Raw genomic sequence first — 21,975 nt, 5'->3', positions numbered from 1 at the left:
CGGCATTGATAGTCAGTGGAACTCCAGCTTAGGCGTGAGAAAAGGGTGGGCTGGACGTAGCTAGTTACACACAAAATGTCCCTTATCGCGACACGCCGTATTTACACACAAAATGTCCCTTAAGCCCCTAACTCAGAGGATTCTAAGAAGGCAAAGAAAAACCCGGCACCTCGTGTTCTAGGTACCGGGTCTCTGCTTCGAATTTCTCTACCCAGGAGTATATGGAAAGCCCAGGGAAAAGGGAATACTCGCAAGAAAATCGGCCTCAAGTTTAACGACACGGGACAACGAACACTTCTTAACTTTCTCTTAAATTCGCGTTGACCTTGGATTATGCCAAATCAATAAAAGGGCCGGAAAACGGGTGCATGTCACGGAAATCTACCCCTTCCGGGGGGACGACACGGAACGGGGGTACCACCCATGTGAACTGCGCCATAGCAAGTGGGGGCTTGTGATTCGAGGTGGTAGGTTAAGGGAGTACCTTATCCCCACTACGGAACGTTCGGCACGTACCTGCCGATGGAGGACCACATGGCATCAGTAACTTACGACAACGCAACGCGCATCTACCCGGGTGCGACCACGCCGAGTGTCGACAAGCTCAACCTTGAAATCGCGGACGGGGAGTTCCTCGTCCTCGTCGGCCCGTCCGGCTCCGGTAAGTCGACCGCGCTGCGCATGCTCGCAGGTCTCGAGGACACCAACGAAGGCCACATCCGCATCGGCGACCGCGACGTCACCCACGTCAGCCCGAAGGACCGCGACATCGCGATGGTCTTCCAGAACTACGCCCTGTACCCGCACATGACCGTGCGCGAGAACATGGGCTTCGCGCTGAAGATCGCCGGCATGGACAAGGCGGAGATCGATAAGCGAGTGGAAGAGGCCGCTAAGACTCTCGACCTGACCCAGTACCTCGACCGCAAGCCGAAGGCCCTCTCCGGTGGTCAGCGCCAGCGCGTGGCCATGGGCCGCGCCATCGTGCGCAAGCCACAGGTCTTCCTTATGGACGAGCCACTGTCCAACCTGGACGCGAAACTGCGTGTGCAGACCCGTACCCAGATCGCGAACCTGCAGCGCCGCATGGGTGTGACCACCCTGTACGTCACCCACGACCAGACGGAAGCCCTCACCATGGGCGACCGCATCGCCGTGCTGAACTTCGGCGTCCTGCAGCAGGTCGGCACCCCGCGTGAGCTCTACGATCACCCGAACAACGTCTTCGTCGCAGGCTTCATCGGCTCCCCAGCCATGAACCTGTCCACCTTCGACGTCGACCTGAACGAGAAGGTAGCCAAGCTCGGCCGCGCCTCCATCCCGCTTTCCGACGCGCACATCTCCCACCTCACCGTGGAAGACGACGGCCAGGTCATCCTCGGCTTCCGCCCAGAGTCCCTGGAGGTCGTCGACGCGAACGCAAAGCACTCCATCCCGGTCGAAATCGACTTCGTGGAAGAACTCGGCTCCGACTCCTACCTGTACGGCCACCTCGCGGGCGGCGGCTGGAAGGAAGAGGGCCTCGACGGAGATACCTCCGGCCAGATCGTGGTACGCACCGCGCCACTGTCCGGCATCATGAAGGGCGACGTCGTCCACGTCCAGATCGTCGACGGTGGACTCCACGTCTTTAGCAAGGCAACTGGCCAGCGGATCTAAGGACACACATTGCGCGAGAAACTCAGCGTTGTCTCGCCCGTCTACGCACCAACACTGCTGAAAATGCCGTGGGCGCAGCCACTCGAGGACTGGTCCTCCGACCTCCTCGCGGCGCTGCCCCGCGGCATTTCGCGCCACACGGTGCGCCTCATCGAGGCCGACGGGCTAGTCTTCGCAGTCAAGGAAATCGGCGGGGAAGTCGCCTACCACGAGTACAACATGCTCAGGAGGCTTCAAGAGCTCGACGCCCCCTGCGTCGTCCCCGTCGCCGTCATCACGCACCGCGTCGACGAAAACGGCGAGGAGCTCACCCCCTGCCTGGTCACGGAGCACCTGCGGTTCTCACTTCCGTACCGCGACGTGTTCTCCCGCGACATCAGCGTCGACACCATCAACAAGCTGGTGCGCGCCCTGGCGGTACTGCTGGTGCGCCTGCACCTGCTGCACTTCTACTGGGGCGACGTCTCCCTGTCCAACACCCTGTTCCGCCGCGACGCCGACCAGTTCTCCGCCTACCTCGTCGACGCCGAAACCGGCGAGTTCCACGACCCCATCTCCGACGGACGACGCCTCTACGACGTCGACGTCGCCCGCGTCAACATCATTGGCGAGATGATGGACCTGCAGGCAGGCGGCTACCTCAGCGAGGATGTCGACGTCATTGCCCTCGGCAACGACATCGCATCCACCTACAACGAACTGTGGGACCTGATGACAGGGGAGCTCATCGTCGAAGATGACGCGTTCGAGGCGATCGCTGGGCGCGTCGCAAAGATTAATGAGCTGGGCTTCGACGTCGGCGAAGTCGAAATCGAACACGACGGGAACGACACCTACCGGGTGATCATCGAGCCCGCGGTCTTCTCCACAGGCTTCTACCAGAAGAAGCTGCTGCGGCTCACCGGGCTGGAGGTACAGGACCGGCAGGCGCAACGCCTCCTCGGCGAGATGGAGGTATACCGCGCCGTGCGCTACGGTGGCAAGCTCCCCCTCGAATCGGTGGCGCACCGCTGGATGGTGAAGAACTACGAGCCCATCATCGAGCTCATCCCACCCGAGCTCCGCGAGAAGCTCGAACCCGCCCAGATTTTCCACGAAATCCTGGATCACCGCTGGTTCATGAGCCAAAATGACCAGCGCTACGTCACCCTCACGGAGGCGGCACAGTCCTATTTCGATCATGTGCTGCCGGGGCATCCGGACGAAGCAATCGTCTATAAATTACCCCCGGAGCTGTGACAGGGACCATAATGTTTGCCGTGCTTCATAAAAGGTCACTATGCTGAGGTAGTACCTTAAAACGCGCCGTGAGCCGCATCAGGTAACGCTGGCAAGGAGCACGGCTACACATGAAGGATGGCCCATGAAGAAATTCACGCGAGCTTTTGCCTCAACCGCTGTCGCAGCACTGGCAGCGTCCGCCCTCGTTGCCTGCGGCGGCGGGAACGACACCGCAGGTCCGAACGTCTACTTCCTCAACTTCAAGCCTGAGCAGGACGCGACCTACCAAGCAATCGCCGAAGAGTACACCGCGGAAACCGGCGTTCCAGTCAAGGTCGTCACCGCGGCGTCCGGCAACTACGAGCAGACCCTGCGCACCGAGGTCGGCAAGTCCGACGCTCCGACACTCTTCCAGATGAACGGCCCAACCGGCTTCAAGACCTGGAAGGACTACACCGCAGACCTGTCCGACTTCTCACTCGCACAGGACCTCAACGAGGACGTCACCCCGCTCACCGCGGAAGACGGCACCGTGCGAGGCATCCCGTTCGCAGTTGAAGGCTTCGGCATCATCTACAACGAGGAAATCACCGACAAGTACTTCGCACTGCCAAACCCGGCAGTCGCTTCCATGGACGAAGTCAAGAACTTCGAATCCCTGAAGAAGCTCGCCGAAGACATGCAGGCAAAGAAGGACGAGCTCGGCATCGACGGCACCTTCGCCTCCACCTCGCTCACCAGCGGTGAAGACTGGCGCTGGCAGACGCACCTGGCTAACGGCCCGATGCACTTCGAGTTCGAGGACCTCGGCAACACCGACGCAGAGGACGTCACCTTCAAGTACAACGAGGAGTTCAAGAACCTCTTCGACCTGTACCTGAACAACTCCACCGTCGCACCGACCCTGGCACCGTCCAAGGCAGTGTCCGACTCCATGGCAGAGTTCGCACTCGGCCAGGCAGCGTTCGTCCAGAACGGTAACTGGGCGTGGTCGCAGATCGCCGATGTGAACGGCAACGTCGTGAAGGAAGACAAGATCAAGTTCCTCCCGATGTACATGGGCCTCCCAGATGAGGAAAAGACCGGCATCAACGTCGGCACCGAGAACTACCTCGCCATCAACGCCAAGGCGCCAGAAGAGGACCAGCAGGCCACCAAGGACTTCCTGAACTGGCTGTTCACCTCCGAGGCAGGCAAGAAGCACGTCATCGAGGACCTCGGCTTCATCGCACCGTTCAAGAACTACACGGAGACCGACGTCCCAGCCGACCCGCTGGCACGCCAGGTACAGGAGGCCATCTCTAACACGGAGCTGACCACCCTGCCATGGGACTTCCAGTTCTTCCCATCCCAGCAGTTCAAGGATGACTTCGGCGGCAACCTCGCCCAGTACGCATCCGGCAACATGGAGTGGGCAGACGTCGTCGCTAAGTTCAGCGAGGACTGGAAGGCCGAAAAGGGCTCCAACTAAGCACTGAACATGTTGTAAACCAGAGCGCGGGGTGTGCGAACAGCGCACTCCGCGCTTTTTATTTCCCAGATAGGCACCACAAATGCAGCAATCACTGAAGAAATATTTCCCACTCTTCGTACTGCCGACGCTGCTTGCGTTCTTGATCGCCTTCCTTGCCCCATTCGTCATTGGTTTCCTGCTGTCATTCACCAGCTTCCACACCATCACTGACGCAACCTGGGTAGGAATCGACAACTACGTCCAAGCGTTCCAAGCACGAGAAGGCTTCGTCCGAGCGTTCGGATTCACCGCCCTCGTCTCCATCGTTTCCATCATCACCGTCAACGTCTTCGCGTTCGCAATCGCCTGGACACTGACACGGAAACTCAAAGGCACCAACTTCTTCCGCACCGTATTCTTCATGCCGAACCTCATCGGCGGCATCGTCCTCGGCTACACATGGCAATCCATGATCAACGCCGTGCTCGCCCAATACGGCACCACGATCGTCTCCGACTGGAAGTACGGCTACCTCGGCCTGGTCATCCTCATTAACTGGCAGCTCGTCGGCTACATGATGATCATCTACATCGCAGGCCTACAGAACGTGCCACCAGAGCTCGTAGAAGCAGCAGAACTCGACGGCGTCTCCAAGTGGGAAATGCTCCGCCACGTGACCATCCCAATGATCATGCCGTCCATTACCATCTGCCTCTTCCTGACCCTGTCCAACACCTTCAAACTCTTCGACCAGAACCTCGCGCTCACCAACGGTGCCCCAGGCGGCGCAACCGAAATGGTCGCACTCAACATCGTCAACACGATGTTCCTGCGCAACAACGTCGAGGGCGTCGGCCAAGCAAAGGCCGTCATCTTCGTCGTAGTGGTCGTCGTCATCGCAATGTTCCAGCTGCGCGCAACACGCAGCAAGGAAGTGGAGGCATAACCCATGGCAACCAAAACAAAGGCACCCGTTACCGCCTCCGAAGCGAGCGTCAGCGGCCCAGCCAAAGTACTCATCTACGCGGTGCTGGTGTTCCTCACCGTGGTCTTCCTCGGCCCCATCGCGTTCATCTTCCTGAACTCCTTCAAGCAGAAGTTCGCAATCTCCAACAACCCATTCGCCATCCCGCTCGGCGACATGTGGGCCGGATTCGAAAACTACATCACCGGCATCCAAGGCGAAGGCTTCGCGTGGGCCATCGTGTGGTCGTTCACCATCACGATCCTCTCCGTCGCCTCCATCGTCTTCTTCTCCTCGATGACCGCCTACTACATCACCCGCGTGAAAACGTGGTGGACGTCCACTCTGTACTACCTGTTCGTGTTCTCCATGGTCATCCCGTTCCAGATGGTGATGTTCCCAACCGTCACCATCGCCGACCGCCTCGGCCTGGCCAACCCGCTTGGCATGGTGGTGCTCTACACCGGATTCGGCGCAGGCCTGTCCGTCTTCATGTTCGCCGGCTTCGTCAAATCGATCCCACTCGAAATTGAAGAAGCAGCAACCATCGACGGCTGCAGCCCACTGCAAACGTTCTTCCGCGTCGTCCTGCCGATGCTCAAGCCAACCGCAGTGACCGTCGCCATCCTCAACGCAATGTGGGTCTGGAACGACTACCTGCTGCCATACCTCGTCATCGGCCTGTCCACCCCATACCGCACCATCCCAGTGGTCATCCAGCAGTTCGTTGGATCCCAGGGCAACCGCGACCTGGGCGCAATGATGGCAATGCTCGTGCTCGCCATCGTGCCGATCATCATCTTCTACATGTCTTCCCAGAAGCACATCGTGGAAGGTGTCGCAGCTGGCGCCGTGAAGGGATAACATTCTGGCGTGAGCCTTTTCAATCCCGATTCCCGATTTATGTCCGCCTTCACCTTGATGGCGGACATTGTCATTGTCAACATGCTTTTCGTGCTGTCCAGCCTGCCCATCGTCACGGGTGGCATGGCGATCCGCGCGGCGAACGTCGTCACCGGCTACATGGTCGAAGGGCGCGGCTCCCGCTACGGGCTGCACTACCTCCGCGAGTTCCGCTACGGCGGCGGCACATTCGGCGGCGCCTCCACCCAGTGGTGGGGGATCCTCGTCGCCATCGGCCTCGGCGTCATCTACCAACAGTGGGTCATCTTCCAAGCAGGTGTCGACGGCCCCCTCCTCAACCTCACGCAAGGGCTCACCCTGTCCGGCATCCTCATCATCGCCGGCATCAGCGTGTGGTTCTTCGCGCTCCAGGCGCAGTTGGACCTCCAGGCGACCCCAGAAAAGCAGCAAAAAGCGCCCCTGGGCGAAACCCTGGGGCGCTCCGTGATCCTCACGTTCCAGCAACTGCCACGCACCCTCGGCGCACTCCTGTGCATCGGGGCAGCGGCATCCCTGCCGCTATGGACCTCAGTTGCCGTGTGGATCCCCGCCTATTTCTTTGCGGTGCCGGCGCTCACGCTGTTTCTTGTGCAGCTGCTCGTCGCGGCACCGCTCGGGCGGGGACTCGCTAGCGACTAGAGACTTCCTGCGCCTGGATCTCCTGCGCGCGCTGCATATCCTGCGTGACGATCTTGCCCTTCGCGAAACGGTTCACAATCATCGCGATCGCACCGTCACCGGTCACGTTCGCAGCCGTACCGAAGGAGTCCACCACAATGTAGGCGGCGATCATCAGGGAGATCATCGACTCATCGAAGCCGAGGTTCGCCTGCAACAGGCCGACAGCGGCCATGATCGCGCCACCAGGCACGCCCGGCGCAGCAATCATCATGATGCCCAGCAGCAGCACGAAGCCGACGACCGCACCGCCGGTGATCGGCAGCTGCGCCATGAACACAATCGCCAGGGCGTAGAGCGTAATCTTCATCATCGAACCAGACAGGTGAATCGTCGCGCACAGCGGCACGATGAAGCCCGCCACGTTCTCGTCCACCTTGTTCTTCAAGGTGGACTCGTACGTCACCGGAATCGTCGCCGCAGATGAGGACGTGCCCAGCGCCGTGAAGTACGCCGGCAGCATATTCTTCAGCGCCGTGAACGGGTTCTGGCCCGCCACCGCACCAGCGATCAGGTACTGGCCCAGCACGATCACGATCGTCATACCGACCGAGAGCAGCAGCACCACGCCGAACGCGGCCATCGTCGAACCGAAGTTCTCGTTCATGGCCAGGTTCAGGAACGTACCAAAAATGAACAGCGGCAGCAGCGGAATGACGAAGCTCTGCACCACCTTCATGATCACGTCACGCAGCTCATCAAGCACCTCGTGCATCGTGCGGGACTTCACCGTCGTCATCGCAATACCAATCACGAACGCCAGCAGCAGCGCCGACATCACCTCAAACGGTGCAGGCATTTCCACCTCAAAGAACGGCGACAGGCCGCCCTCGGAGGGGTCGTCGATATCTGTACGCAGCTGCGTACCAGCCAGCAGCGTTGGGTAGAGTGCTGAAGCCACCCCCCAGGCAATCAGGCCGGAAATGATCGTGGATCCGTAGGCGACCCCGGCCGTGATGCCCAACCACTTACCCGCGCCTTTGCCCAGGCCCGCAATCGCGGGGGCAATCAGGGAGAAGATGAGGACCGGGACGAAGAATCCCAGGAAGTTCGAGAACAGGCCGTTGAACGTCACGAAGACGCGCGCGAGCCAGTCAGGAAAGAAAAAACTGCACAGAAAGCCGGCGACGATCGCCACGACAATCCAGAAGAGCAGCGAGCTCAACACTTTCGATTTCATTGTTGCACCTTTAATACGAGGCGATGGACAGATCCACAGGTGAAAAACCTGTGATGGTTATGCTATACGGTATGTTGCTTGCACAGAGCCCCAATGGGCCATTTTCTGACACAAGTTCCATAAATACTATCATTGGGATACTCCTTATAGTATTCACTGTGGCGCTTCTCATACCTGGTGTCCTCGCGACCGTCGGGAAGCTTCCCGGCAACGGCGTCATCGGGCTGCGTGTCCCGGAAGTTCGCAAGCACGAGTCCACCTGGCGCCAAGCCCACCGCGTCACCGGCCCCTTCTGGGTCCTCGCCGCAGTCGCCTTCGCCATCGGCGCCGCCTTTGCATTTATTGCATACGGGTGGATGTGGATTCTCGTCGTCGTGGCAGTCATCGCCGGGCTCGTGAGCATCTCCGTCGGCGGCAACTTCGGGGCCCGCGCCGCCGCACTTGTCGACGCCGCCCTGGACTCCTCGGAATCTGCCGCAGGTGAGCCTGCCGAACAGCCCGCTGTCGACCTCGGCGCCCTACGCCGCGCCGCCGGGAAAGCGGACGAAAAGCCGTAAGCGTTTAATATTTACGGGCTGTGCTGCGCATTTGACAGTTTTGCCCAGAGCGCGCCCGCTACCCGCTAGCTTTGCAGCTAAGACTTTCACCACTCAGAAGAACTGGTGGTGGCTCCCGAACACGGCGAGCCGCCACTTCTAGTACGTTCTAGAGTCCCAACCACGGCCCGCCGGTTTGTACACCACAAGCACCGCGGGCCGTTTGTGTTGGCTCACACGCCCTCGGTGGCACCACGACCTCGGACACGATCCTGTTGGGATCCGCCGTCATCACCACCCGCGCCGACATCCAATCCGTCGCGGTGCTGCGCGCCGCGGTCCGAGTGACCTGCGCGGGCGAGCGGGTGCGCGTCGACCACCAGTCACAGACCGCGACACTCACCGGGCTCGACCTCGAGGAATTCGCCAAGCGTATCGACGCCGCTTCGCTCTCGCTCCGCGCACCTCTGCGCAACGGCCCGGCGGCACCCTCACCGCCCGCGCCGACATCCCCGACGCCCAGTTCGGCGCCGACGTCAAACACCTCTACAACGGGGACATTTACCAAGTCGTTCCCGCCCGCAGCTTCACCACCGCATGCGCCAACGCGTTCGCCGCGTACCTCCAACTGCGCGCCACCAATCCTTCGCCGTACATGTTGTACCAGCGGGGCGTCGATACGCATGGTGCTGAATTTGAACTCTACGGCGCCTCCCCCGAATCCAACCTGAAGTACAGAAGTGCCAACCGCGAAGTGCAGCTCTACCCGATCGCGGGGACACGACCGCGCGGGCTCGCCGAGGATGGGACGGTCGACCACGAGCTGGAATACGCGGATGGAGCTGCGGCTGCGCACGAATGCGAAAGAGATCGCAGAGCACACGATGCTCTTAGGCCTCGCGCGCTCGATGCGTACCGCGCATGCATGAACATGGGCACGCTCACCGGGGCGCCGAAACTGCGTGCCACCTCGCTCATCCGCTCGTTGGAGGGCACGCGGCGCGGGTCCTACGGCGGGGCAGTCGGATACCTGGACAGCAACGGCGACTTCGACACCTGCATCGTGATCCGCTCCGCGTACATCACGAACGGCTGCGCTGTGGTGCAGGCCGGCGCCGGGGTGGTGCGTGACTCCAACCCGCAGTCCGAAGCCAACGAGACAGTGCACAAGGCGTACACCGTACTCAACGTCATCGCGTCGGCCGCTGCCGCAGAACTGGAGGTAATCAAATGATTGTGCTGCTGGATAACCAAGATTCCTTCGTGTACAACTTGGTCGACGCGCTTGCTGAGTATGAGTCAGTAGCGTTTCGCAATGCTGTTAACTCTGACTTAATACTGGCGTTAGATTCTTCGCTGATCGTGCTCTCGCCGGGCCCTGGGTACCCGGGCGAGGCCGGATGCATGCCTGAACTGACCCGCCGGGCACAAGGCAAGGTGCCGATGCTCGGCATCTGCCTCGACCACCAAGCCCTCGTGGAATACTTCGGTGGCACCATCCAGCCATGCGGGCCTGTCCACGGGGTCTCCGACACCATGACGCTCACCCCAGCGGGACTCGCATCCGGCCTCTTCGATGGCGTTGCCGACCAATCCAGGCGCGACGTGCCCGTCGCGCGCTACCACTCGCTCGGCGCAACCGAAACGCCTGCGGGAATGCACGCGCTCGCCCGGACCGGAGACATCGTCATGGCCGCCGGAACCGGCAGCGACGGCGCGAACACCATCAACATCACCACCGCGGCATCACTCGTCGCAGCCGCGGGCGGGACGCCCATGGTGAAACGCGGCAACCGGTCGGTGTCCTCCAAATCCGGCTCGACCGACGTGCTCGAAGCGCTCAACCTCCCGCTCGACCTGGACCCCTCACGCGCTGTGCGGCAATTCGAGTCCTCCAACTTCACGATCCTCTTCGGCCCCGCATACAACCCGGCCATCGCGCACGTGCAGCGAGTACGCAAGGCGCTGGGAGTGTCCACGCTGTTTAACACGATCACCGAGTACGTGCTTACTCCGGAGGAACTCGGCCTGCCACGCTGCTCGCTCGAGGACCTGCGCGGCGGGGACGGCGTGGAGAACGCCGCCGCGATCCGCGCGACATTCGCGCGGGAGGGGCCGGAGGCGCACCGCTCAGCCGTTGCTACCGGTGCAGGCGCGATGTTCTACCTGAACGGCCTCGCCGACAGCATCGCAGATGGCGTCAACCCGCCCTCATTCTACTTGCCGACGGCATCGTGCACGCATGGTTGCAACAATACGAGGAGGCTGATTACAGTGCCTAAACAATTACCCACCGTGTTCGAGGAGATCCTCGCTAGTGAGAGGGGCGACTTGCCGTCGATCTGGCAGCGCGTGGAGCACATCGACTTCGATGCGCTGCCGCGTTCAGAGCGCTCGGTTTACGACAACCTGAAGCGCGAGGGGACCAGCTTCATCATGGAGTGCAAGGCCCCCTCGCCGTCCCTCGGCCTGATCCACGCGGACTACAAACCGGGCAAAATCAGCTCGGTGTACTCGCGCTACGCCGCGGGCATCTCCGTCCTGCGCGAACCCTCGCGCTTCGGCGGCGACTACGACCATCTGGCCACGGTCGCCTCAAGCACGCACCTGCTCGTGCTGTGCAAGGACTTCATCATCGAAGACGTCCAGGTCTACGCCGCGCGCTACCTTGGCGCCGACGCCATCCTGCTCCTGCTCTCCATTCTTGACGACGCCAGCTACGCCCACCTCGCCGGTATCGCCGAATACCTCGGGATGGTCGTGCTCATCGAGGTGATGAGCGAGGAAGAGGCCGAGCGGGCCGCCCGGCTTGGCGGCAGAATCTTCGGCGTGAACCACCGGAAACTCCACGATCTGTCAATTGACCTGACACGCTCCGCGCGCTTGGCCCGACTGGCACCTGCCGACGCGGTGGTGGTGTCGGAGTCGGGCATCCGCGACGTGGAGACCGTGCGCCAGCTCGTCGGACATTCGGGCGGGTTCTTGGTCGGGTCGCAGCTGACAAACCAGCCGGACATCGACCTCGCTGCCCGGGAGCTGGTGTACGGGCCCAACAAGGTGTGCGGACTGATGTCATGGAGCCCCCCAATGTTTCACGTGAAACATCGGCGGACATCATCGCGCAGGAGCCGGGGCTACGGTACGTGGCCGTTTCCCGCCTCACGTCCGGATACGGCGAATTGATCCTGCCAGGCATTCACGCCGTGCAGGTCCACGCTCCGTACCAGAGTTCGCTGGAGGCCGAGCGCTCGCTCGTGGAACGGGGGCGCGCAGAAATAGGGGAGGGCGTCGAACTTTGGAGGGCGGTCTCCATGAGTGAGGCGTCTGGAGCGGAGGTAGCGCTGGGAATCCGAGGCGGCGTCGACACGCTGGCGCTTGACGCGCACGACGGGGGCTCCGGCGAGACCTTCCGCTGGGCCGACATCCCGGCCGAAGTGCGCGGCGCCTCGCTCCTCGCCGGCGAGCTGCACCCCGGGAACCTCGCGGGGGCGCTCGCGGTCGGATGCTCAGGGCTCGACCTCAACTCCGGAGTTGAGTACCCCGCGCAGCCCGGACGCAAAGACGCTGGCGCGCTGCGGCGAGCCTTCGAAACCATCGGCAACTACCACGAATAAGGACACGCAATGACACTACTTTCCGCATACTACGGCGCCCTCGCCGACGACACCTTCATGGCCGAATACCACGCACTGCTCCGCGACTACCTCGGACGCCCAACCCCGCTGACCGAATGCCGCGACCTCCCCCTCGATGGGGCAAACGCCGGGATCTTCCTCAAACGCGAAGACCTCGTGCACGGCGGCGCGCACAAGACGAACCAAGTCATCGGACAAGCGCTACTGGCGAAAAAGGTGGACAAAACGCGCATCATCGCCGAGACCGGGGCCGGCCAACACGGCACCGCCACCGCCCTCGCGTGCGCGCTACTCGACCTCGACTGCGTCATCTACATGAGCAAATCCGACATGGCGCGGCAAGAACCAAACGTCTACCGCATGCGACTGATGGGCGTCGAAGTGGTGGGCGTGGACACCGGGGCGGGCACCCTGAAAGACGCCGTCGCCGAAACGCTCCGCGATTGGACCGCCACCTTCCACGAATCGCATTACCTCCTCGGGACCGCGGACGGACCGCACTCATTCCCCAAGATTGTCAAGGAGTTCCTCCGCGTGATCTCCACCGAGGCGAAGGCCCAGATACTGGAGCGCACAGGAGGACTGCCGGACGTGGTCTGCGCGTGCGTCGGTAGCGGCTCCAACGCTATCGGAATGTTCGCCAAGTTTTATCGACGAAGAGGACATCGAGCTCGTCGGCGTCGAGTCTGGGGGAGAGGGCGTGGGTGTTGGCAAGCATGGCGCCGCCATCGCAGCCGGGACCGTCGGCATCCTGGACGGCACGCGTTCCTATCTGATGTGCGACAACGACGACCAAGTTGCTGAGTCTTACTCAATATCGGCCGAGCTCGACTATTCCGCGGTCGGACCGGAACACGCATACCTCGCCAAGACCGGACGCGCGCAGTACGTACCCGTAACCGACGCGGAGGCACTCCGAGCGTTTCAGTTGCTGCCACGGCACGAGGACATCATCCCGGCGCTCGAATCCTCGCGTGCGCTCGCGTACGCGCTGCAACGCGCGGCGACCCACCCGGCAGACGCCGAGCCTCTGAAGATACTCGTTTCCCTGTCCGGCCGCGGCGACAAAGACGTTGCACACGTGCGCGCAACACTCGCCGAACACCCCGAATGGGTCGAAAATACACGAAAAGAGACCAACTAACATGTCCACCCCTACAACGTCACGTTACGAAACACTTTTCGCATCCCTCCAAGAAAGGGGAGAAGGAGCATTCGTCCCATTCATCATGCTTTCCGACCCCAACCCCGACGACGCCCTCCACATCATCGACGCCGCCGTCACCGCCGGAGCCGACGCCCTCGAACGCCGCGTCCCATGCTTCGACCCCGTCGCCGACGGCCCCGCCATCCAGGACGCACACGTGCGGGCACTCGATGGCGGAGCGAACGTCGATAAGGCGCTGGCGCAACTCCGCACGATCCGTAAACGCTACCCCGACCTTCCGATCGGGATGCTCATCTACGCCAACGTCGCCTACGTGCGCGGACTTGCTTCGTTCTATGGGGCGTTCCGGGAAGCCGGCGCGGACAGCGTACTGCTGCCAGACGTGCCCGTCCGCGAGTCTGCGCCATTCAGCCAGGCTGCGATTGCTGCCGGCATCGACCCGATCTACATCGCCCCAGCCAAGGCTTCGCCCGCTACGCTCGAGGGCGTGGCGGCGCAATCCCGTGGCTACATCTACGCCATCTCCCGCGACGGGCTAACCGGCGCCGACAAGGAGGCCTCCGTCGACGGGCCCCCGAGGTAGTGGACAACGTGCAAGCGTACGGCGGTGCCCCGGTGCTACTCGGATTCGGGATCTCCACGTCACAGTACGTCCGCGACGCCATTTCCGCTGGGACAGCAGACGCCATCACGGGCTCCGCGATTGCGAGCATCGTGGCAAAATACGCCTCGCATACGCACCCGGCGCCTGGACGCATCGCCGACATCAACGGCCTCACAGCCGAGCTGTCCTCCTACGTCGCCGCGATGAAACAGGCTACTATCAGGGCATGACTTGTTCACGACGCATGTTCCTCCTCGGCACCGCCACCACCTTCGCAGGCGCGTTCCTCGCCGCCTGCGGATCCGAACCGACCGCCGAGGTTGCCAAGACCCAAGTACCCGTCGGCAGCGCCGTCATCCTCGACGGCTTCATCATCGCGCAGCCGACCGCCGGCGAGTACGTCGCATACTCCCAAACTTGCCCACACCAGGGCCAGAAAATCACCAAGGTCGAAGGCGACACAGTGCGCTGCACCGGCCACGGTTCCGTCTTCAGCATTATCGACGGCTCCGCAGTCTCCGGTCCGACGCAGAACCCCCTTACTCAAGCACAGCTGACCGAAGAGGGCGAGACCCTCAACGCGTCTCTGTAGAACTGGTGCCAACTGAACCTGGCGTGGCTATCATATCTGCATGCCAGGTTTTCTTCGCCGCATAGACCCCTTGCTCCTCGGCATCATCATCGCCGCGGTACTCGCATTCGTTGTGCCTGCCCGCGGATCGTTTGCCGAGGGGTTTTCTGTTGCCGTCAAAATCGCCATCGGGTTGCTGTTCTTCCTCTATGGTGCACGCCTGTCTACCCGTGAGGCGTTGCAAGGGCTCACGAACTGGCGATTGCACTCTGTCATCTTGGCGTTTACCTTTGTGGCGTACCCGCTGATCGGGCTCGCAATGCGGCCTACGACAGCCTTTGTCTCGGAGTCCGTGTATCAAGGCATCCTGTATCTGTGCCTTGTGCCTTCGACGGTGCAGTCGTCGGTTGCGTTGACAGGGATCGCGCGTGGCAATGTGCCGGGTGCGGTGGTGGCGGCGAGCCTGTCGTCGATAGTTGGTGTCGTGGCGACGCCTGCCCTCGTCATGGTGCTCATGGGCACGGATAGCGGTGTGCATGTCGATGCCTCAGTGTTTCGAAATGTTGCATTGCAGTTGCTCTTTCCGTTCGTGCTCGGCCAGGTAGCGAGGGCAGCGGTGCCCGCTGTTGCGGGGTTTGCTGCTCGTAAGGCTACGAAGCTTGTCGATCGCGGGTCGATCTGGATGGTTGTGTATTCGGCATTCTCGGCCGGGGTAGTTTCTGGAGTGTGGACCAACGTTTCTTTGCTTGAATTGGTCTTCCTTTCCGTGTTCGCGTTTGTGCTCGTGTGCGTCATGTTGTGGGTGACGAAGGCGGTCCCAGGCCACGTGGGATTCTCCAGGGCGGACACTGTGGCTATCCAAATGTGTGGAACCCAGAAGTCGTTGGCCGCTGGATTGCCGATGGCTTCGGTGATTTTCGGGGGAGGGCAGCTCGGTGTGCTGATTGTGCCATTGATGCTCTACCATCTGATTCAGTTGATGACGTGCTCCGCGTACGTCTCCCGCCTTGCCCAATCGACGACTTCTGAGGAGTAGTTTCACGTGAAACATTACGTTCGCATTCATTACAGCGCACCGGATCTCGGGGGAGAGCTGCTCAACATCGCAGAGTTGGAGGAGCTCAACCCGCGCGAGTGCACCATGGTCAGGATGATCGAGTTGGATCCGAGTGAAACGATCACCGGCATTTACGTTGACGGGAAGGTCATCGGCCAGGCGAACAAGCCCCTGGACACGGTTCCTCACCCTGAAATGTACGCACAGTTTGAAGGCGTCACCGCGACGGCAATTGCTATGGAGGAGTTCGAGACCCTTTGGGCTGAGGCCTGCAGCCTTCTCAGCCATGCCTAGGTTTTGGGTCTGTCCCAGTCCCATGTTGGTGCGGTCTCATCCGCAAACGAATCCATACCCCACCCATCCATCTCAATTTCCGCATCATCATCGCGATACCCCACCCGACCAGGCTCACACACCCACTGCTCACCACTAGCAAACCGGAAAAACAACGTCGGACCAGGCTTCACCACCCGATTAAACCCATCAGTGACCAACGAATGACACCTCGAACACAACGGCACAAGATTCTCCAGATCCGTTGCACCACCCTCAGCCCAATCCCGAATATGATGCGTCTGCAAAAACCTGGTATGCCCACATCCCGGCACCGCACACTTGTGCCCCCACATCCCTAACAACACCTGCACCTGCTTCGGGCTTGCCAAACGCCGTTTGCGCCCAAACTTGATCATCTGCCCCTGCGAGTCATAGAGCACACCCATCAAATCCCCATGATCAACCAGATTGGCAATCCGCGTGGCTGGCGCCGCCATATGATTCGGTAAGAATGCTCGCCCATCAGTAGTCATATGCACCATCACCTGTGCCGCCGGCGCCATCGTCGCGTGTTTGGCAGCACCGGTGCGCACCATGTGCACCATGCCCATCAGTGATTGCAGCATCAACCGACGAGGCGGCAGCCCAAACGTTGAGCGCATCATCGCCGCATCAGCCTCATCCAAAGCGTTCTCGTCGACATAGGCGTGCGCCCCTGCCCGCAGTGCTGCTTGGAACGCGGCCCCATCAGTAGCGTTCATACAAAACCAGCCACGAATGTATTCACCGTCTTCCCGCAGGTGCAACCCACATGCTTCACCGGCATCTGCAGGTTCGCCTCCGGTAGGGCTCGCCCCGGCAAGCGCGGTGACTAACCCTTGGTAGCCAGAGTGCGTCGCAATGTTGATTAACTCTTCCTCGTTGGCATACGTGGCGTAGTCAAGCATGTAGCGCACGCTGGTGTAGTCGATATGTCCGTTGCGCAACGCGGTAAGGATGGCGGGAAAGCCTGTCAGTTTGCGTGCCACAGCGGCGTATTCATAGGCGCGGGTGCGTTTCATTTTCAGCACTCTGGCAAGCCACGCCCCGGTGGAAGCACAGCCGTACGTTTCGGCGAGGTTATGGGCGTCGAATTCGGCGATCGCTGACAAGATTTCCGCGTGCGAATACGCGAACAAGCGTGCGCTATCAACGATGGTGTTGACGATTGCTTCTGCGTCGATGGTGGTGTGCATGACTCCCCCTGATGTTTTGGTTGTTTCGTTTAGTATACGTGTTCGAGTGGTGGTGTCAAGGGGTGTGTGGAAGATTGTTTAGCGGTGTCCGCGGGGCGGACAGTATGAGGGGTAGCTTTTCGACGCCCCCTTCGTCCACGGGATATGCGGGTAGTGTCCGCGCGGCGGACACCTCGTCATACGCTCGATCGCCACACTGCCCGACAGGGGTTGTCCGCCGCGCGGAATAACGAGACCGACACCTCACGTCAGTGGGGAGTGTCTAGTGATGGGTAATGAAATCAGCAATATCTGTCCGCGCCGCGGAATGCGGGAAGCGGCGAGCAGGTGTCCGCGCGGCGGACAGTCTGACACACACGCGGTCGGTCGCTACACCGGCCAATTTGGGTTGTCCGCCCCGCGGAATATACGCGACCTTTGCGGCAAGTTCTCCCGGCAACAGAGAGCGCCTCTCCAGCTCCAATTTGTTGTGGGCGGGCATGGCGGCGTCGATAATCTATTCCGCGGTGACGAGTCTTCGAATTACTTTCGAGAATTGAGTTGGAATGTAACGCACATCAGCTTGGCCAGGATGGCGTTTTAGAAATGCCAACTTCCTGACATTCAACGCAAACACTTTAAGGAGCTCCCGATGAAGCGCTTTGCCACCGCGGCAGCAGCTGCAACATTGTCCCTTTCCCTCGTTGCTGGCCCTGCGTTTACCGGCGCGGCCAATAAGCAGCTTAGCGACAAAGATGCCAAGGTCGGCTCTTCCGTTGCATACGCTCAGTGCAAGGCGAGGGCTGAAGCTGCTGAGAAGCAGAAGGAAGCTGACGCCAAGAAGAAGGCGGCTGATGCGAAGACCGCTGGCGACCTGGCGAAGAACAAGGCCGATCAGGCTCGTCAGGAGGCTCGCGAGGAGCTCACCTCGGCGTCTGACGAGCTGGACTGCGTCAAGGAACTCATCAACGATAAGGACTACAAGGCTGGTATTCTCGGCCTCCTGATCGGTGTACCGGCTGCGATCATTGCACTTCTTGGCGTTGCTGGCGCTGCCGTTGCCGGGGTCATCCCTGGCGTTCAGCTCCCGGCACTGCCTTTCTAATCGGCTTATAGACGCCACATTCTGGCCCAGCCTTCCCGATAAGGCTGGGCCTTTTTGCGTTGGTAGCTAGTTGCAGGACGCTCGTATTGATTCCCGATCAATGGGTGGGCGAGTGGTTATTATTCGTTGCTCAATAGCCTCCTGAGAGCATTAGCGTCTCAAGTGGCCGATGTGACGCAGAAACGGAGAATTCTCACCCTACCCGGCACCCGCGCCACTTTATCGTATGTGACGATATACAAGTTGGTCCAGAGTCAGAAAAACGCCCGGCCGAAAATTCGGACCGAGCGCTTTAGCTCCGGAACTATTGTTCGGCCATTCCAAGAAACGCCAACCCGCCGAGTGCCGCAACGCCAAGCAACATACCCCAAAGCAGTTTCCCCATCCGCGTGGTCAAGTTCATCCTGGTCTTCGCAACCCCATTCTTGCCGAGCTGCAGAAGGGTCAAGATTTGAACAGAGGAAGTGACCTCGTCACCGCTCGAAGTCTCACCAGCATGTGCCGGTACAACAGCGAGCGAAAGGGCAGCGGTAGCGAAACGCTTCGTGGAACTCTCCTGAATGCAGAGGGTGAAATTGCCAGGGCTTTGACAACTAGATTCAATCTATCAGCCAGATTTCTATTCAGTAATACGTTTTACTACAACACTACGTTGACCAAAGCGACGTACAAGCCGGTGCCGGCCAGGATCGAGAGGGCGGGGGAGCGTCGCCACGCGTGGAGGGCGAGCGTCACGAGCCCGACGAGCACGCCGACCCACACCGGCTGGTCGGAGCTGGTGAAGGTGTACAGGACGAGCACGATCATGACGCCTACGGGCATGTAGATGCGGAGGAAGTCGAGAAGTGGGCTGCCGTCCAGCCATCCTCGCAGCGCGAACGGCAGCGAGCGCAGCAGCACCGTGACCACGCCGACGGGCACGATAACGGCCCACACCATGGGCAGGTCGACGCCGGTAGGTAGGCCGCTCATCGCTTCCACTCCAATCGCTTGTCGACGCCCGGTACCCAAAATCGAACCAATAGGACGAGGAAATACGCAATCAACGCCACCATCAGCATCTGCCCCGGCACGACGAATGCCGCCACGAGCGCGATCCCGGCGGCGATAAGCACGGCGCTCAGGTCGCGCGAAGCTTGGAAGGCTTCGTAGGCGAGGACGATGAAGAGTGCGGTCAGGGCGAAATCCATGCCCTCGATCGTGCCGGGGAGGCGCTCGCCGATGATGGCGCCGACGATCCCGGACAAAACCCACAGTGCCTGGCACAACACGTGAATGGCGAGGAGTCGCGGTCCGGTGTAGCGTGTTGTCTGCTGGCGGGCGCTGACTACGGCGTAGGCTTCGTCGGTCAGTGAATACATCGCGTAGAGGCGACCGAACGTCGAGCGGATGGAGTTGAGCGGGTAGGTGAGGCCGTAGAAAAGGTGGCGGAAGTTCACCATGAACCCGGTCATCGCGGCTGAGGCTGGGCCGACACCGCCGAGCACCATCGGGATTGCGAGGAATTCGGTGGAGCCGGCGTAGATAAGCATCGAGAAGACTGGTGTCCACCACCAGACGAACCCGGACTGCACCATGAGCAGGCCAAACGCTAACCCGAGCGGGACGACGCCGAGGCCGACGAGCCACATGTCGCGCACTCCGAGCCCAAGTTCGCGCAATGTTTCACGTGAAACATGCATCTAGTTGTCCTCAATGTCCGACGGGAAGGTGGCGAACAAGGGCAGTGGCATCGGCTGGTGGCGCAGGACGTCGGACCACAAATCGACGCTCGCAGGCGTGATTACATCGGACGGCAGGGCGGGGGCGACGTACCAGTCCCCGCGCTCGATCTCCTCGTCGAGCTGCCCAACGTCCCAGGAGGAGAACCCGGCGAACAGGCGGAAGCCCTCCAGCAAATCAGAGAAAGAGGAAGCCGGCTCATGCATGTTCACGTGGACCAGCTTGTTCGCCAGCCTGGTCAGCGTCGGGTGCTCGGCGATGTCCACGTCGTTGCGCGTCACGCCCAGGCCCACAGCTGCGTTCGGGCTGACGGGTCCGCCGTAGTACATCACCGATGGCTCACTGGCGAGTGCCTCCCACTCGGGCAGCACGCTCACCACGGCGGCGTCGGAACGCCGGTTGAGCACGACGCCGAGGGTGCCCTGCTCACCGTGCTCAATCACGAGGACAACCGTGCGTGCGAAATCCGGCGAGTACATCCCCGGAGCGGCGACGAGCAACATGCCGCTGTCAGGCTCGGTGCGCTCGAGTGACGTGAACAGGCGGTCACCGTAAAAGTACTCAGGCATTGCGTTCCTCCCACCAACTCTTCAACGCGGCGACGGCCTCGTCGTGGTCGAGTTCGCCGCGCTCCAAACGAAGTTCCTTCATGTACTTCCAGGCCTCGCCAACTTCGGGGCCCGGTTTGAGGTCCAGAATCCGCATGATCTCGTTGCCATCCAGGTCAGGACGGATCCGCGCGAGGTCTTCCTGCTCGGCCAGCGTCTCGATCCGCTCCTCGAGCTCCTGGTACGCGCGCTGCAGGCGGCGGGCCTTGCGCGGGTTGCGCGTGGTGCAATCGGCGCGGACAAGTTTGTTCAGGCGGCCGAGCAGGTCGCCAGCGTCAGTGACGTAGCGACGCACCGCCGAATCCGTCCACTTGCCGTCGCCGAAGCCGTAGAAACGCATGTGCAAGAACACCAGCTGGCCAACATCGCTGATCACGTGCTTCGGATACTTCAGCGCGCGGAGGCGCTTGCGCACTAGTTTCGCGCCCACGACTTCGTGGTGGTGGAAGCTCACGCCGCCGCCTTCTTTGACGGCCCGGGTGGCGGGCTTGCCGACGTCGTGAAGTAGCGCAGCGAGCCGCAACTTGAGGTCAGGGCCGTCGTCCTCGAGCTCGGTTGCCTGGCGCAGCACGGTCAGCGAGTGTGCGTAGACGTCCTTGTGCTGCATGTGTTCGTCCTGCTCGAGCTGCAGCGCGGGCACCTCGGGCAGCACAAACTCGGCGAGGCCGGTCCGAACCAGCAGGTCAATGCCCTCCCAGGGGGCGATGCCGCACATGAGTTTGTCCAGCTCGGCTTGGATGCGTTCGACCGTGATCCGTTCAATCTCACCTGCCATGTCGCGCATCGCATCGAAGACGCGCGGGGCCACCTCGAAGCCGAGTTGGGAGGCGAAGCGGGCCGCGCGGAGCATGCGCAGCGGGTCGTCGCGGAAGGAAACCTCGGGCGCCTGCGGGGTGTCCAGGCGGCGTTGCAGCAGGTCACTGATGCCGTCTACGGGGTCGTGGAAGATTGGGCGGAGCGCGCCGTCGACCACGTCGAGCTCGATGGCCATCGCGTTGCAGGCGAAATCGCGTCGCACGAGGTCGCCGTCGAGCGTGTCGCCGAAGGTGACTTCGGGGTTGCGCGTCACGCCGTCGTAGAGGTCGGAGCGGAACGTTGTGATCTCCACCTGCTGGCCCTCGCGCACGGCGGCGACGGTGCCGAATTCGATGCCGGTGTCCCAGGTCGTCTCGCCCCACTCGTCGAGAATTTCCTGCACGGTGGAGGGCAGGGCGGACGTCGTGAAGTCGAGGTCGTGCCCGAGCTTGCCCAGCATCGCGTCGCGCACGGGCCCGCCGACAAGATAAAGGTGCTCGCCGCGCTCCACAAAGCGCTGGGCGAGCGGCGTCAGCAAGCCACTCAGCTTCTCGACGCCCCCTTCGGCCCGAACCTGCAACGCCGCGACGGCGTTCGGGTCGGAAGGCTCGGGGAGGTCGAATGGG

The 21,975-nt window shown here is 61.4% G+C and carries 17 protein-coding genes and 6 pseudogenes; 17 read left to right on the top strand and 6 right to left on the bottom strand.

The annotated features are described in order from the left end of the window. The first annotated feature begins 534 nt into the window (after positions 1–534). The 6 genes from BJP07_RS07065 to BJP07_RS07040 all read left to right on the top strand — a co-directional run bounded on the left by BJP07_RS07065 (position 535) and on the right by BJP07_RS07040 (position 6,839). Entirely contained in the window at positions 535–1,659 is a 1,125-nt protein-coding gene (locus tag BJP07_RS07065; RefSeq protein WP_071566796.1) for an ABC transporter ATP-binding protein, read from the top strand. A gap of 9 nt (positions 1,660–1,668) precedes the next feature. After that, positions 1,669–2,898 carry a DUF4032 domain-containing protein gene (locus BJP07_RS07060; RefSeq protein ID WP_071566777.1) on the top strand — a complete coding sequence of 410 codons (1,230 nt, stop codon included), beginning with the start codon at positions 1,669–1,671 and terminating at the stop codon, positions 2,896–2,898. A 124-nt stretch (positions 2,899–3,022) separates the two neighbouring features. Then, on the top strand, positions 3,023–4,351 hold the full coding sequence (locus tag BJP07_RS07055) for an ABC transporter substrate-binding protein (RefSeq protein ID WP_071566776.1): 1,329 nt from the start codon (positions 3,023–3,025) through the stop codon (positions 4,349–4,351). An 82-nt stretch (positions 4,352–4,433) separates the two neighbouring features. Further along, positions 4,434–5,279, top strand: coding sequence for a carbohydrate ABC transporter permease (locus tag BJP07_RS07050; protein ID WP_071566775.1), 846 nt, complete (start codon positions 4,434–4,436; stop codon positions 5,277–5,279). Between the two features lie 3 nt (positions 5,280–5,282). Next, the gene (locus BJP07_RS07045; protein WP_071566774.1) at positions 5,283–6,161 is read left to right on the top strand and encodes a carbohydrate ABC transporter permease; all 879 of its coding nucleotides are present in this window, start codon (positions 5,283–5,285) and stop codon (positions 6,159–6,161) included. A gap of 9 nt (positions 6,162–6,170) precedes the next feature. After that, a complete protein-coding gene (locus BJP07_RS07040; RefSeq protein WP_071566773.1) occupies positions 6,171–6,839 on the top strand; it encodes a hypothetical protein in 669 nt (222 codons plus the stop codon). On the opposite strand, the gene BJP07_RS07035 is transcribed toward BJP07_RS07040, so the two are convergent. Beyond that, entirely contained in the window at positions 6,829–8,058 is a 1,230-nt protein-coding gene (locus BJP07_RS07035; protein ID WP_071566772.1) for a dicarboxylate/amino acid:cation symporter, read from the bottom strand. The genes BJP07_RS07040 and BJP07_RS07035 overlap by 11 nt on opposite strands. Before the next feature lie 158 nt (positions 8,059–8,216). Here BJP07_RS07035 and BJP07_RS07030 point away from each other — a divergent pair, with 158 nt between their 5' ends. The 10 genes and pseudogenes from BJP07_RS07030 to BJP07_RS06985 all read left to right on the top strand — a co-directional run bounded on the left by BJP07_RS07030 (position 8,217) and on the right by BJP07_RS06985 (position 15,923). Beyond that, entirely contained in the window at positions 8,217–8,615 is a 399-nt protein-coding gene (locus BJP07_RS07030; protein WP_255365939.1) for an SdpI family protein, read from the top strand. A 469-nt stretch (positions 8,616–9,084) separates the two neighbouring features. Continuing rightward, a pseudogene (locus tag BJP07_RS07025) lies at positions 9,085–9,828 on the top strand (chorismate-binding protein); the annotation flags it as partial. Next, a pseudogene (locus tag BJP07_RS11580) lies at positions 9,825–10,229 on the top strand (anthranilate synthase component II); the annotation flags it as partial. The pseudogenes BJP07_RS07025 and BJP07_RS11580, both read left to right, overlap by 4 nt. Positions 10,230–10,268: 39 nt before the next feature. After that, positions 10,269–10,876 (top strand): annotated as a pseudogene (locus BJP07_RS11575) (anthranilate phosphoribosyltransferase); the annotation flags it as partial. After that, positions 10,863–12,208, top strand: a pseudogene (locus BJP07_RS07010) (bifunctional indole-3-glycerol phosphate synthase/phosphoribosylanthranilate isomerase). The pseudogenes BJP07_RS11575 and BJP07_RS07010, both read left to right, overlap by 14 nt. Before the next feature lie 9 nt (positions 12,209–12,217). Further along, positions 12,218–13,373: pseudogene (gene trpB / locus BJP07_RS07005) on the top strand (tryptophan synthase subunit beta). Position 13,374: 1 nt separating this feature from the next. Then, positions 13,375–14,231, top strand: a pseudogene (gene trpA / locus BJP07_RS07000) (tryptophan synthase subunit alpha). A gap of 14 nt (positions 14,232–14,245) precedes the next feature. Beyond that, complete coding sequence (locus tag BJP07_RS06995; RefSeq protein WP_071566770.1) at positions 14,246–14,593, top strand: Rieske (2Fe-2S) protein; 348 nt, start codon at positions 14,246–14,248, stop codon at positions 14,591–14,593. A gap of 40 nt (positions 14,594–14,633) precedes the next feature. Further along, positions 14,634–15,608 carry a bile acid:sodium symporter family protein gene (locus BJP07_RS06990; RefSeq protein ID WP_071566769.1) on the top strand — a complete coding sequence of 325 codons (975 nt, stop codon included), beginning with the start codon at positions 14,634–14,636 and terminating at the stop codon, positions 15,606–15,608. Between the two features lie 6 nt (positions 15,609–15,614). Continuing rightward, entirely contained in the window at positions 15,615–15,923 is a 309-nt protein-coding gene (locus BJP07_RS06985) for a hypothetical protein (RefSeq protein WP_071566768.1), read from the top strand. Here the strand turns inward: BJP07_RS06985 and BJP07_RS06980 are convergent. Continuing rightward, complete coding sequence (locus tag BJP07_RS06980) at positions 15,920–17,140, bottom strand: HNH endonuclease signature motif containing protein (protein WP_071566767.1); 1,221 nt, start codon at positions 17,138–17,140, stop codon at positions 15,920–15,922. The genes BJP07_RS06985 and BJP07_RS06980 overlap by 4 nt on opposite strands. Before the next feature lie 631 nt (positions 17,141–17,771). On the opposite strand from BJP07_RS06980, the gene BJP07_RS06975 reads away from it, so the two are divergent. After that, a complete protein-coding gene (locus BJP07_RS06975) occupies positions 17,772–18,224 on the top strand; it encodes a hypothetical protein (protein WP_071566766.1) in 453 nt (150 codons plus the stop codon). A 639-nt stretch (positions 18,225–18,863) separates the two neighbouring features. Here the strand turns inward: BJP07_RS06975 and BJP07_RS06970 are convergent. From BJP07_RS06970 to BJP07_RS06955, 4 genes are read right to left on the bottom strand one after another with little or no spacing between them, the layout of a single operon-like run. Beyond that, complete coding sequence (locus BJP07_RS06970; protein WP_071566794.1) at positions 18,864–19,196, bottom strand: AzlD domain-containing protein; 333 nt, start codon at positions 19,194–19,196, stop codon at positions 18,864–18,866. Beyond that, on the bottom strand, positions 19,193–19,906 hold the full coding sequence (locus BJP07_RS06965; RefSeq protein ID WP_071566765.1) for an AzlC family ABC transporter permease: 714 nt from the start codon (positions 19,904–19,906) through the stop codon (positions 19,193–19,195). Before BJP07_RS06965 ends, BJP07_RS06970 begins: the two co-directional genes overlap by 4 nt. Continuing rightward, entirely contained in the window at positions 19,907–20,515 is a 609-nt protein-coding gene (locus BJP07_RS06960; protein WP_071566764.1) for a YqgE/AlgH family protein, read from the bottom strand. Beyond that, positions 20,508–21,929 carry a CCA tRNA nucleotidyltransferase gene (locus tag BJP07_RS06955; RefSeq protein ID WP_071566792.1) on the bottom strand — a complete coding sequence of 474 codons (1,422 nt, stop codon included), beginning with the start codon at positions 21,927–21,929 and terminating at the stop codon, positions 20,508–20,510. The genes BJP07_RS06960 and BJP07_RS06955 overlap by 8 nt, the downstream gene beginning before the upstream one ends. Positions 21,930–21,975 lie beyond the last annotated feature (46 nt).

Source organism: Corynebacterium sp. NML130628 (assembly GCF_001875665.1).
GTDB lineage: Bacteria > Actinomycetota > Actinomycetes > Mycobacteriales > Mycobacteriaceae > Corynebacterium.
Note: the sequence above shows the minus strand (reverse complement) of the source record. Positions and strands in the feature narration are given on the sequence as shown.